Genomic DNA, 12,948 nt, shown 5'->3' on the forward strand with positions numbered 1-12,948 from the left:
CATTTCAACATCCAATTTTCAGCAACTTAATAGCCAGTACCTTGACCACCAGTAATAATCGCAATACTTGAGCTTGCACCAATTCTGGTTGCACCAGCTTGAATCAGCTTTCTAGCTGTATCTAAATCTCTTACACATGCAGAGGCTTTCACGCCCAAATCTGGACCAACCACTTCACGCATTAACTTAATATCTTCAGCAGTGGCACAACCTGGGCCAAAACCAGTTGATGTTTTCACAAAGTCAGCGCCAGCCATTTTTGAAAGAACACAAGCCTTTTTCTTTTCTTCAATTTCAAGAAGGCCTGTTTCAATAATTACTTTAACAGGCGCGTGGCCTTTTGCAGCTAAAACAACACCTTCAATATCCTTTTTAACTGTTTCGAAGTCACCTGACTTAAGCGCACCAATATTGATGACCATATCGATTTCAGTTGCACCGTTTGCGATGGCGTCACGAGTTTCAGCGATTTTTACAAACGTGCTCGTTGCACCCAATGGGAAGCCGACAACCGTTGTTATTCCAACGCCGGAACCTTTAAGTTCTTTTGCTGCTGTAGAAACCCAATATGGATTGACACAGACCGTAGCAAATTTATGTTCTCTAGCTTCTTCACAAAGCTTAACAATTTGCTCTTTGGACGCTTCCGGCTTTAATAGAGTATGATCGATCATTCGAGCGACAGAAGGACCAGTGATAATGTTTGATGCTGTACCTTCTTTATAGGTTACATTTCCAGAAGTGGGTTTTACTTCATTTAACGCTTGTTTATTGGTTAATTGCTGCATAATTTGATTCGTAATTTGTTCTACTAATGCTTCAATTTGCATCGTGTTCACCTCTCATTAATGTAATCGATCAACGATTCCGGCAATGACCGCATCAAAAGAACCTTTTGGATCCTCTAAGATGTCCCTTGCCGACCCACCTTCTTCAAGTATTAAAACATAGTCGCCAACCCCTGCATGGAAGCGATCAAAGGCAATCATAGCTTCGCCGCATTCATTACCTTCTGCATCAACTGGGATGACAACCATCAGCTTTTTATGCTGATGACTAGGTGTTTTGATCGTTGATACGACATTCCCAACCACTTTTGCTAGTTTCATTATTTTGCTGTAGGAAGAATTTTTTCGATATCTGAGTGTGGTCTTGGGATTACATGAACAGATAAGAACTCGCCAACACGCTGTGCTGCATCAGCACCTGCTTCTGTTGCTGCTTTCACAGCACCAACATCACCGCGTACCATTACACAAACCAGGCCGCCGCCAACATTGATTTTTCCAAGAAGTGTAACGTTTGCTGCTTTTGTCATGGCATCTGCTGCTTCAATTGCTCCTACTAACCCTTTAGTTTCGATCATTCCTAATGCGTTGCTCATTTATTTTTCCTCCATTCGTTTGGTCACGTTATAATAGTCAATAATACCTAATATCCCAGCATCTGATGGGACTAAATCTTTATTAAGAGGTAAGGAAGACTCTCTGCTTTTTGCTAGGTAGACGAGGTCTCCTTCTCCTGATTGTCCAATCGTATCTATAGCCACAAGTGGTTTGCCTTTTTCTTTCAACCCATCATCAACTGGTTGGACAATCAGAAGCTTTAAGCCTTTTAAATTGTCATTTTTATGAGTACAGACCATATTTCCAATCACTTTGGCTACAAACATTTTTAAACCCTGCTTTCTTGCGTCTCATTTAGACGATAATTATTTTAAAAAATTAACGTCCTATGAAACGGCTTTCGATTTCCATGATTTTCGTAACACGGCGATCATGACGGCCACCGGCAAAATCTGTTTCTAACCATGTTTTTACTAATTGCTTGGCAAGACCCTCACCGATAAATTGACCACCAATCGATAACACGTTGGCGTTATTATGCTCTTTGCTGTTAATAACAGATGATAAATCCCAGCAAACAGCACCGCGGACACCAGGAATTTTATTTAACACCATGCCACTGCCAATACCAACACCATCTATCATGATGCCCACATAGTCATTATTTGTCGCGACCGTTTCTCCTACAAGAAAGGCAATATCAGGATAGTCGACTGATTCATTTGCCTTACAGCCAAAATCTAAATATTCATAGCCTAATTCAGTTAAATAGGCTTTTAAGGTTTCTTTAAGTTCGTATCCACCATGGTCGCAACCTATCGCAACTTTTTTCATGAATTTTGTTCTCCTTTGGCAAATACCTTAATAATTCCATCAAAAGACTGAGCCTTCAAACTAGCACCACCGACAAGCACACCATCGATGTCTGTCATCGAGCTGTATTCAGCTGCATTGCTTTCATTTGCTGAACCACCATATAAAATCGAGATGTTCTCTGCTTTTTCACCCACTATTTGCTTTAATACTGAGCGGATATAGGAATGGGTTTGCTGAGCTAAGTCAGCAGTTGCTGACTGCCCTGTTCCAATTGCCCATACCGGCTCGTAAGCAATGATAAAATCGCCGGAATCTATTTCTTTCAATGCGCCGAATAGTTGGGTAGATAAAACTTGTTCAGTTCGCATTGAGTTCTTTTCTTCTAACGTTTCACCAATACAAATGATCGGGATAAGACCAGCCTTGATTGCTTGTTTAACCTTTTTATTGACTAACACATCATCTTCATGAGCATATTGCCTTCTCTCGGAGTGACCAATAATCACATACTCGCAGCCGACATCCTTCAACATACTGATTGATGTTTCGCCAGTATAAGCACCTTTATCTGCCCAATGGACATTTTGTCCACCTAAATCAACTGGTTTTCCTGATTGTTTGATAAAAAGCTGGGTCGGATACAGCAGCTGCGTCGGTGGACAGACAACTACTGACACATCATTACTGCTCTTGAATTCTTGGAAGAATTCAGCCGTCTCAGTTAACGATTTATTCATTTTCCAATTAGCGATGACATAGATCCGCCGATCACTTTGGACTTGCAGTTCACCCAGTGTATGGCCAAGTGTCTCTCTTACAAGATTTTTGATGTAACTCTCAATGGATTGTTCCATTTAATTCACCTTATTCAGCTTTCGGTAAAATACCTTCTACATCACCGTTTGGACGTGGAATAACGTGTACAGAAAGAAGAGTACCAACACGCTGTGCTGCTTCCGCACCAGCTTCAGTAGCTGCTTTAACGGCACCAACATCACCACGAACCATAACAGTAACAAGACCAGCACCAACTAATTCCCTGCCTACTAATGAAACGTTTGCAGCCTTGACCATTGCATCTGCAGCCTCAATCGCACCAATTAATCCTTTTGTTTCGATCATTCCTAAAGCTTCTTGACTCATTTTATTTCCTCCTTTAGTAACTACTAGTTTTGGTTTTTTAATTTGTTCTTCTTGTGAAGTGACTGTTTTTTCTTCTTTAGATTTTGCCAATTAACACACCCCACTAAATAATTCTTAATCCATCTACTAAAACGCAGCGGCGCTGACGTGTAAATGTTTTTGCACTAGTTAAACCTTCACCAGTCGGACCTGCAATCGTAAGTGTCGTGAAGCCTTCACTTTCAAAGCCTAAACCAGCTACAGATGGTCCATTTTTAACAAAAATAGTTACTTGAATTTCTTGTGCCATTTTTGTTAAATTAGTGATGTTTTGTGAGTGCATGATTGCAGTATGACGATTTCCTTTTTCAGCTATTACCGCTAATTCAATGGCTTTATCAACGTCAGGAACTCTGACGATTGGTAGAATTGGCATTAACATTTCTGTCATCACCAATGGGTGATCCTTCGAAGTTTCAGCGATAATTAGCCTCACTTCTGGGCTTGCCTGGATTCCTGCCGCTTGTAAAATCACATTGGCATCTTTTCCAATAAAGTCTCTGTTCGGATAAAACTTATCATTTTTCGTCACAAGCACTTTTTCAAGCAGTTTTTCGAATTGGAAGCCTTTAAGCTCAATGGCTCCATTCTTCACCATTTCCGATTTAAGGGCATTGGCCACTTTATCAACAACGAAGACTTCTTTTTCAGCAGTACATAAAACATTGTTATCAAAACTTGCACCCTTGACAATATCAGTTGCCGCTTGTGAGATAATCGCAGTCTCATCCACGACAACAGGAGGATTTCCTGGGCCAGCTGCAATCACTTTTTTGCCGACAGACATCGCTGCCTTCACAACAGGTCCGCCGCCTGTAACAACAAGAGCGTTAATATTAGGGTGGTTCATTACTTGAGCGGAAGTTTCAAGATTCGGTGCTGCGACAGATGTTAAGCAGTTTTCTGGCCCGCCTGCAGCAACAATTGCTTGATTAAGCAATTTTAATGTTTTAATTGATACTTGTTTGGCACTAGGGTGCGGGTTGTAAACAACTGTATTCCCTGCAGCAATTAGAGAAATCGAGTTGTTGATAACAGTTGCTGCTGGGTTTGTTGATGGTGTGATGGAACCAAATACACCGATTGGTGCATATTCCACAAGTGTTAAGCCATCGTCACCGGAATAAGCAGTGCTGACTAACTCTTCAACCCCAGGTGTTTTATTTGTGGCGAGAAGGATTTTAGCAATTTTGTCCTCTACCCTGCCAAGTTTCGTTTCTTCAACGGCTAGCTGTGCTAACTCATTTACGTACTTACGACTGATCTCTCGCATGCTGTCAATCATTTGTCTTCTTGTAGATAATGGAAGCTTGCGAAGCTTTTCCCATGCAAGTCTTGCTGCTGCAGCCGCTTCATCCACAGTTGCAAACACTCCATCACCTAGGCTGATACTTTCTTGGGCTGCAACCGGGTTGCTTGCCACTTGGCTTTGGCCTAATTGTTGCAGCACTTGTTCAACCATTTTTTTGATATCGGTTTCATTTACTTGCAAAATTAATTACCTCCTTTTTTAAAGGTTAAGGAACCTTGTATCTCAATCTGATCGACAATCCCAACAATTGCCGCATCAGCGGGGACACCATTAGTAATTTCTGTTTGTCTTGCTGAACTTCCACTAACAAGTAAAACGACTTCACCGACACCAGATCCAACTGTATCAATGGCTACTATGGGTTTCCCATCTTCCTCAATCGTTTTCATATCAAGTGGCTGTACAATCAGGAGTTTTTTTCCTTTTAACTTCTCAGCTTTGGTGGTGGAAACAATCGAACCTACCACTTTACAAATGATCATTGCGTCCCTCCTTTCAAGGAGTCCGTTTTGTTAATTTGAATCTTTAAATCTTTCGCCAGATCCTTAGCAGAAGGAGTCACCTTACTCCGAGTCGGAACAACAAGTTCATTTAGACCATTTTGATAAGCCTTTTCCACATGCTTTGCTAGAATAAGAGCTTGCTTTTCTTTGCTGGCAGCAATTTGGTCTTCAACTGTTTGAATCAGCTTCCTTAACGGCACCCATTTTACCTGGTCCACCTGAATCTGCCTTATGTAGGACTGCAGACGGTCCTGAATCGAATGCGGCGCATGGATTTGCTGATATACATTTGGTTCCACATAATTGTTAGCGATGACGATGTGCTTACCCAGTAATTGAAATTGAATGGCTAACCATACAGCTACTTCATCGTCCATTGTTAGGGCGAGTTTAGAAAGCAGGCGGTATGATGCTGCTGGAACAACCAGAACAGAGGACTTTTCAATTATCGCAAGCAATTCCTGCTGCGAGGTTTCCTCTAATAAAACATATGACTTCCCAGCTAATTCATTTATGGAAGGCAACCAATCTTTTGATAACATCAACGTCACATCGTAAGATTTTAGTAACGGATTAACCGCTTTCATAACTTCCGCTGGGTTTGGAGATTGATAACCTAATAGAATGGCAATCGATTTCTCCTGATTCTTTTGCGTTTTTTCTTTTAAGTAGGCTTCAACTACCTGCTGGACAAGCATTTGGACCTTCGTTTTGACATCCACCAGTATCAGCCTCCACTCACTTGACCTTTTGCTTCGATAGCCACAATTTCTCCTTGTTGTCCATTCTTTATAGACGCTGCGTTTGCTTCATCAAGGTCGATATGCATTTCAAGTTTATATTTTGGTGAAACACGAATCAGTACATTTGAAAAAATAACTCCACGGGAACCATCGACCTTCACCTGTACCAAATCACCATCAGATACCCCAAAGGCTTCACTATCACTCGTGTGCATATGAATATGGCGTGCGGCACAAATCAAGCCTTCATTAATGGTGATTTGCCCACGTGGCCCTTGAATGGAAATCGATTCAGAGCCCGAAATATCTCCCGAGTTGCGAATCGGCGGTTTTACACCAAGTGTAAAGCCATCGTATAAAGATACTTCAACTTGAGTGCTCCCTCTGGCTGGCCCCAGGACTCGGACACTTTGAATCTTACCCTTAGGACCGATTAGGGTTACGGTTTCCTTTGCAGCAAATTGATTGGGTTGAGATAGGTCCTTCAGCTTATTCAACTCGTAGCCTTTTCCAAAGAGCCGCTCAACATGTTCTGGTGATAAATGAATATGCCGATTGGAAGCGGCAATTGGAACATGCTTTGCTTTTTGAAGCGTATTTTTGACAATCTCTTCGACTAGTTCTCTAATTTTCTCTTTATCCATTAATGTTATCACCCCCTCATTTCAAGTAATGCCTTGGCCGTATATTGATCGGTAATGAGTACGTTTGCGTGTCGGCCATTTAGAGCACCATAAATCCCATCAATTTTCGTGTTTCCACCCGCAATAAGGATTCCGTATTCCTTTTCGGTCAAATGAGAGAGTTCAATTCCAATGGTACGATCATTAAGAGCCTCATGGCTTATTTGCCCATCGATGTCAATAAATCTTGAACAAATATCGCCGACTGTTTTATTTGATCTTAAAATCTCGACGTCACTTTCTAAAAAGTAACCCGCATGCATCAGGGTAGATTGTTCGCCAGGCTCACCTACCGTAAAAATCGCGATATTTGCCTGTTTCCCTAATTCCAATATTTTTTTCACATGTCTGTCCGCCACAATTGCCTGTTTGACAACGATATGGTCAACAACGGCTGGGACTGGCAAAAAGTGCGGAGTGGTATGAAAGGAATTGGCAAGTCCGTTCATGATATCTGATGCATAGGTATTTGACTCAGAATAACTCACCCCACCATTCAACTGGACAATCGTAACATCCTTAACATTCTTAGGCTGTAGTTTTTTTACGAGTTGATAAAGGGTAGTTCCCCAAGTAATTCCAATGGTGTCGCCACTTTGAACAATTTCATATAAATAATCGGCAGAAACCTCTCCAAGCTTTTCTTTGATGAGTTCATTCTCATACTCAGGAATCTGTGCAACAATACAATGCTTTAACTGGAATTTTTCCTTTATCAGCATCGCCAATTCCTGAACATCTTCAGCCGGATTAATTATTTTAATATGGACAACACCCTCTTGGATGGCTTGATCGAGAAGCCTAGAAACGGTGGGGCGGGAAATACCTAACTTTTCCGCAATTTCCTGTTGACTGTAGTCTAATTGATAGTACATTTTAGCCACTTCAACCAGGCGCAAAATTCTTTCATCCGCCATAATAAATTCACCTAATTTTGAAAGATATGAAAATCAGAAACTCTGTGAAAACGATTACAATTTTTGTTTTAAATACAAAATACATTTTTCCATAAAACAAGTGTCCATGAAATTATGTAAATCTCAATTGCACATATGCTAAGTTCATTATAACCTATCGCAATGTTCTGTCAATCTCTCTTTCGAAGTATTTCGACATTTTTCTATTCGATTCCAATGGATAGAAAAAATCCAATGATTTTGTCGTTTTTTTGAATGATTATTAAGGCATATTAACCAAGCGTAGAATACCTTATGGCTCGGATTAACTTAGTAGAGTTAAAACCAACTTACGTTATCTAAATAAAGTAAGTATAGCTCTAGCCCTTTTTTAATGAAAAAAAGAACACTCGTAATTTACTAATTGTAAGATTACGAGTGTTCTACATATTCGAGTTAACGTATTTTATCTAGTGATTCAGTAAGTGTTTTAATGATAAAAGTTAAATCCTTCTGCTCAATATTTAGCGGTGGTGCCAAGGTTAACACATTATTATAACCGGCTACTGTTGCCCCGTTTTTCCCTATAATAATCCCTTTCTGCCTACAATTGGCAATGACTTGATTAACTAATCCTGCCTCCAATGGTTCCTTGGTATCCTTATCCTTAACTAATTCAATTCCAACCAAAAGTCCCTTCCCGCGAACATTTCCGACATAAGGATGATCATGCAACAGGTTCGTTAAATCATTTATTAACTGTTCCCCTAGATCTTTGGAACGATCAAATAATTTTTCCTTTTCCATGATCTCGAGGTTTTTCAACGCTAGTGCACAAGCTGCTGGATTTCCACCAAAGGTATTCACGTGGCGGAAGTAATCATACTCTTCAGTTCCTTTAAATGCTTCGTAAATATCCTTTCGGACTGCCGTTGCTGACAGAGGCAGATATGCACTTGTAATGCCTTTTGCCATCGTTATGATGTCCGGTTTCACACCATAATTCATAAAACCAAAGGCTTTACCGGTTCGGCCAAAACCACAAATCACTTCATCGACAATCAGCAAGGCCCCATGTTTTTCACAAACTTCCTTAGCTGCCTTCATATACCCATCTGGTGGGACAAGGACACCGCCGCCAGTAATGATTGGTTCCATTATCATTGCGGCAATTGTTTCACTTAGCTCCCATGTCATGGTCCGGTCGATTTCTTTAACCGAAGACAATTCCTTTGGATCTGAAACATTTGTATCGTCACGGTAAGAGTCCGGAGGAGAAACATGGATAAACCCTGGCGCTAGTGGTTCATATTTATATTTTCTTTGCGCCTGCCCCGTTGCGGCTAAAGCCCCCATCGAATTGCCGTGGTAGGCACGATAGCGTGAGACGATTTTATAACGATTATGTTCCCCTTTTTGTTGGTGGTATTGCCTTACGATTTTAAAGGCGGTTTCATTGGCTTCCGAACCACTGTTTGAGAAAAAGATGACGTACTCATCTCCGAGTATTTCATTCAGCTTTTCTGCAAGCTTAATCGCCGGTACATGGCTTTGCGTTAGTGGAAAATAGGCCATTTCCTTTAATTGTTCATAGGCAGCATCTGCAAGCTCAGTCCGGCCATAGCCCACATTTACACACCAAAGGCCTGCCATCGCATCTAAATATCGGGTCCCATCGGCATCTGTTACCCATGAACCCTCTGCCTTTGTCGCAACAATTGTTGCTTTCGGATTATAAGGCTTCATCGAATGCCATACATACTTATCATCCTGCTCCAATATGGTTTCGTTGGGGCGACTTGTTTGAACCATTTCTTTCCCTCCAATTCTGTTAATTGGTGCCTGACACCAAAAGTAACATTGATATCTTTCTTATGCTTCAAATCTAGATGTGATCATTTTTTTGCGTGTATAGAAGTTTAATCCGTCCTTACCGTTCACATGGAGGTCACCATAAAAGGAATCCTTCCAGCCAGAGAATGGGAAGAAGGCCATTGTTGCCGGAACGCCCACATTAATACCCAACATACCTGCATCTGCTTCTTCACGGAATTGACGGACGGATTTCGCGTCGTTCGTATAAATGGTGGCTCCATTTCCGTACCTAGATTTGCGGATAAATTCTAACCCTTCTTCAAGGTTATTCGCACGAAGCAGACTTAAGACGGGAGCAAAGATTTCATCTTTTGCAATTGTCATTTCAGGCGTAACATGATCGAATATCGTTGGACCTAAGAAATTCCCTTCTGGAAGTTCCTCCATTTCCCTGCGTCCATCCCTGATTAAATCCGCCCCTTCTTGCATGCCTTTTTCGATATAACTGAGGGCTTTTTCGCGGTGCTCCTTGCGGATAACAGGTGTTAATAATACCTCATCTTCCATACCGTTCCCGATAATTAACTCATCTGCCTTTTTTTTCAATGCAGCTACAAATGGTTCATTATCACCGACAACCACTACTGCACTACAGGCCATGCAGCGCTGCCCAGCACTTCCGAAGGTGGAACTAAGAACATGTTGAACCGCCTTATCCATATCGGCGTCTGGCATGACAATATGATGATTTTTCGCACCGGAAAGCGCTTGAACTCTTTTGCCCTCAGCTGCAGCACGCTCATATACATATTTGGCTACAGGCTGTGAGCCTACAAAGGAGATTGCCGCAATATCCTTGTGTTCTAATAATCCATTAACCACATCGTGCGCACCGTGGACAACATTTAAAACCCCTTTAGGCGCTCCAGCTTCCATAAACAACTCTGCTAATCTATTTGCTAAAATCGGAGTACGCTCAGATGGTTTTAACACAAACGTGTTTCCGCAGGCAATCGCTAGGGGGAACATCCACAGCGGCACCATCATCGGAAAGTTGAACGGAGTAATCCCACCGACAACCCCTAATGGATATCGGAACATTTCGGAATCGATGTCTTCAGCAATTCCTGATAATGTTTCACCCATCATTAATGTCGGTGCACCAGAAGCAAATTCGACGCACTCAATCCCGCGTTGAACCTCTCCATATGCTTCCTTGTATGCCTTACCATTTTCTTGAACAATCAGTCTTGCCAATTCTTCATGGTTTTCGGTTAACAGGTAGTGGTACTTGAATAAGATCCTCGCGCGCTTTGGAACCGGCACATTTTTCCACTTATTAAACGCTTCCCTTGCTGCTGTTACTGCAAGATTAACATCCTCTTTTGATGAAACCGGAACCTTTGTTAACAATTCATTTGTTGCCGGGTTGGGAACATCAAGTGTTTGCCTGCTATTCGAGGCAACCCATTCACCGTTAATAAAATTTTTTAATACAACCGTATCATTTTTTGTTACACCCATTCTGTTTTGTCCTCCTTTTTTTTAAAAAATACTGTTCGATAATTCGCTATTTTGAAAATTTAATAATTTCATTATCTCGTATCAATAAACCGCTTTCATTAGACAATCTGTAAAATGGCTTAAGGTATTTTTACGACAATTTGAATATGCATTTTTTACATTTATGCTTTTTCTCAGCGAAAAAATGCTCATCGGGCTTGATTTTCCCTCCATGGCTGAGGAGCGGATAAATAATCATGAACTAGAAGCATAAATTCAATTGCCACCCGTTTTTCATGCTCCATAAAATCTTCTCCCAAAAGGTTTTCAAGCTTTTGCAGGCGGTGGTATAACGTTTGTCTCACGATAAACAGTTTGGTTGAGGTTTCTTGCTTTGACCCGTTGCTCTCCAAATACGCTTTTAATGTCTCTAAAAGTTTGCCATTATATTTTTGATCATATTGAATAACGGGTTGGAGGTATTCAGATGCAAGCTCCTGCAAATCGGTATGTTTACTCATTTGTGATATGAGCCGATATAAATGTAAGTCCTCATAAAAATGATAAATTTGTTTGTTTGTCATTTTTTGTTGGATACGAAGTGTCTCTTTAGCAGTTTGATAACTTTTATGAACATCTCTCAATGAATGAATAAACTTTCCAGCAGCGATGATTAGCTTTACAGAACTTTGTTTTCTGATAAATTCCGAGTCTTGGATTGATTCAATGGCTTTTTTAATTCGTTCTTTTAAATTTTTTTTCGTTCGATTATTCAAAAGAATAAAGGTAATTTCGTTTCTTTTTTCAACGAAAAAAACAGTAAAGCCATTCTGTTCAAATACAGAACGAAATAATAATTTTAAATAAGTTCCATCCTGACTGGATTTCTCCTTAAATGGGATAAGCTTTGTGATTAATACCGCCGCATCATTCGTTTTTGCTTTAACTCCATTCTCTGCTAAGTATTCGTGAATGTCCTCGAGCGGATGTTCGCCCTCAAGCCAGCCCTGCAGCCACTCAAACTCTTCCACCCGCTTTTTTTCTTCTACATATAAATCTCTTAATAAATGTTGGGCTAATGCAGTTGCCGTTCGGTCTAAAATCAATAAGTCAAATTCACTGATGGGAATATCCTTTGAGTAGATAAATAACTCTGCATAATCTTGACCGAATAAGAAAATGGGTGAAGAAACAATAGGATCAGTCGATAGCGTATTTACTCCTTCAATCAGATCGATGATGGCATTTTGTTCGTTCCAGCCGATTTCGGGTACAAATTCGTACTTCTGGTTTTTTAAGCGGAAAATAATTTGTAAGTCCAATGCCGAGAAAATAAATTGAAGAATATCCTCATACGTTTCAATGGTTAATAGCCGTTTATTTAAACTCTGGGAATAATTCTCTAGATCAGAAATCTTCTGATATTGCTGGTTAATGATGGCGGAATGGATGTCTTGTGTGATTTCAACAAACGGTACTTCTTTTTGAAATACAATGATGGGGAATTGATGTTCATTGGCAATTTCGATGACTTCACAAGGAACCTCAGACATGTATGTCCCCATTTCAATACATAGTCCAGCTACTTTGTTTTCGAGAAACTCCTTCACCATTGAGACAAATAAGTTCTCATTATCCTTCCAGGCAACACCTGTTGATAAAATCAATTCATGACCATTTAATAGATTGCGAATACTAGTAACCTCGACAACATGAACCCATTTGACAGGTCGATGTAGGCCCGCTTCCCCTGCTATAACCTCTGCATTATCAAAGTGTTTCCGTTTTAACATATCTGCGACCGTTAATTGAAAATGTTCTTTCATACTTATAAACTCTCCTTGAAAATAGAAAAATAATTTTAGCCAAAAAGGATTGGGTTTTTAGGCCAATCCTTTTCATCTTCATTTATGCCTGCTCTACATGATTCTGACTAATTAATAGACTGGAATAATATTTCCTTCCGTTTGCAGTTCCTATTAGTAAGGTTTCTGTAACATTTCCATTTGGATGTAAAAAATCAACTGAAGCCCCATCTAAATGTTCTCTTACACCGTTAATTCGGCATCCTTTTTGGATGAGAAAATCAATTTTGTCTCTTTCATCAAGAAATTGTTGATATTCTGACATCTTATCCCCTCATATTCTG

The 12,948-nt window shown here is 40.4% G+C and carries 16 protein-coding genes; all 16 read right to left on the reverse strand.

What is annotated here, in order from left to right:
• Positions 1–26 precede the first annotated feature (26 nt).
• A complete protein-coding gene (gene deoC, locus M5A78_RS04375) occupies positions 27–674 on the reverse strand; it encodes a deoxyribose-phosphate aldolase (RefSeq protein WP_248734211.1) in 648 nt (215 codons plus the stop codon).
• Positions 675–845: 171 nt separating this feature from the next.
• Positions 846–1,109 carry a EutN/CcmL family microcompartment protein gene (locus tag M5A78_RS04380; RefSeq protein WP_248734062.1) on the reverse strand — a complete coding sequence of 88 codons (264 nt, stop codon included), beginning with the start codon at positions 1,107–1,109 and terminating at the stop codon, positions 846–848.
• Positions 1,109–1,384: a BMC domain-containing protein gene (locus M5A78_RS04385; RefSeq protein ID WP_248734063.1), complete on the reverse strand. Its 276-nt coding sequence runs from the start codon at positions 1,382–1,384 to the stop codon at positions 1,109–1,111. Before M5A78_RS04385 ends, M5A78_RS04380 begins: the two co-directional genes overlap by 1 nt.
• Positions 1,385–1,672, reverse strand: a complete 288-nt coding sequence (locus M5A78_RS04390; protein ID WP_024028004.1) for a EutN/CcmL family microcompartment protein — start codon at positions 1,670–1,672, stop codon at positions 1,385–1,387. It abuts the gene before it with no gap.
• A gap of 52 nt (positions 1,673–1,724) precedes the next feature.
• Positions 1,725–2,180, reverse strand: coding sequence for a ribose 5-phosphate isomerase B (rpiB, locus tag M5A78_RS04395; RefSeq protein ID WP_248734064.1), 456 nt, complete (start codon positions 2,178–2,180; stop codon positions 1,725–1,727).
• Positions 2,177–3,016 (reverse strand): triose-phosphate isomerase, encoded by an 840-nt coding sequence (gene tpiA, locus M5A78_RS04400; RefSeq protein WP_248734065.1) that lies wholly within the window; start codon positions 3,014–3,016, stop codon positions 2,177–2,179. The genes rpiB and tpiA overlap by 4 nt, the downstream gene beginning before the upstream one ends.
• A gap of 10 nt (positions 3,017–3,026) precedes the next feature.
• On the reverse strand, positions 3,027–3,305 hold the full coding sequence (locus M5A78_RS04405; RefSeq protein WP_248734212.1) for a BMC domain-containing protein: 279 nt from the start codon (positions 3,303–3,305) through the stop codon (positions 3,027–3,029).
• 103 nt (positions 3,306–3,408) lie between these two features.
• Positions 3,409–4,836 carry an aldehyde dehydrogenase family protein gene (locus tag M5A78_RS04410; RefSeq protein WP_248734066.1) on the reverse strand — a complete coding sequence of 476 codons (1,428 nt, stop codon included), beginning with the start codon at positions 4,834–4,836 and terminating at the stop codon, positions 3,409–3,411.
• A 2-nt stretch (positions 4,837–4,838) separates the two neighbouring features.
• Positions 4,839–5,138, reverse strand: a complete 300-nt coding sequence (locus M5A78_RS04415) for a EutN/CcmL family microcompartment protein (protein WP_248734067.1) — start codon at positions 5,136–5,138, stop codon at positions 4,839–4,841.
• A complete protein-coding gene (locus M5A78_RS04420) occupies positions 5,135–5,881 on the reverse strand; it encodes a hypothetical protein (protein WP_248734068.1) in 747 nt (248 codons plus the stop codon). Before M5A78_RS04420 ends, M5A78_RS04415 begins: the two co-directional genes overlap by 4 nt.
• A 5-nt stretch (positions 5,882–5,886) precedes the next feature.
• The gene (gene pduL / locus M5A78_RS04425) at positions 5,887–6,546 is read right to left on the reverse strand and encodes a phosphate propanoyltransferase (RefSeq protein WP_248734069.1); all 660 of its coding nucleotides are present in this window, start codon (positions 6,544–6,546) and stop codon (positions 5,887–5,889) included.
• 8 nt (positions 6,547–6,554) lie between these two features.
• Positions 6,555–7,502, reverse strand: a complete 948-nt coding sequence (locus M5A78_RS04430) for a sugar-binding transcriptional regulator (protein WP_248734070.1) — start codon at positions 7,500–7,502, stop codon at positions 6,555–6,557.
• 435 nt (positions 7,503–7,937) lie between these two features.
• A complete protein-coding gene (locus tag M5A78_RS04435; RefSeq protein ID WP_248734071.1) occupies positions 7,938–9,293 on the reverse strand; it encodes an aspartate aminotransferase family protein in 1,356 nt (451 codons plus the stop codon).
• A 60-nt stretch (positions 9,294–9,353) separates the two neighbouring features.
• Positions 9,354–10,820 (reverse strand): CoA-acylating methylmalonate-semialdehyde dehydrogenase, encoded by a 1,467-nt coding sequence (locus M5A78_RS04440; protein ID WP_248734072.1) that lies wholly within the window; start codon positions 10,818–10,820, stop codon positions 9,354–9,356.
• A 188-nt stretch (positions 10,821–11,008) separates the two neighbouring features.
• A complete protein-coding gene (locus M5A78_RS04445) occupies positions 11,009–12,625 on the reverse strand; it encodes a PucR family transcriptional regulator (protein ID WP_248734073.1) in 1,617 nt (538 codons plus the stop codon).
• 82 nt (positions 12,626–12,707) lie between these two features.
• Entirely contained in the window at positions 12,708–12,929 is a 222-nt protein-coding gene (locus tag M5A78_RS04450; protein WP_248734074.1) for a hypothetical protein, read from the reverse strand.
• Between the last annotated feature and the right edge of the window lie 19 nt (positions 12,930–12,948).

Origin of the sequence: Neobacillus rhizosphaerae (assembly GCF_937468385.1) — a bacterium.
Classification (GTDB): domain Bacteria; phylum Bacillota; class Bacilli; order Bacillales; family Cytobacillaceae; genus Neobacillus; species Neobacillus rhizosphaerae.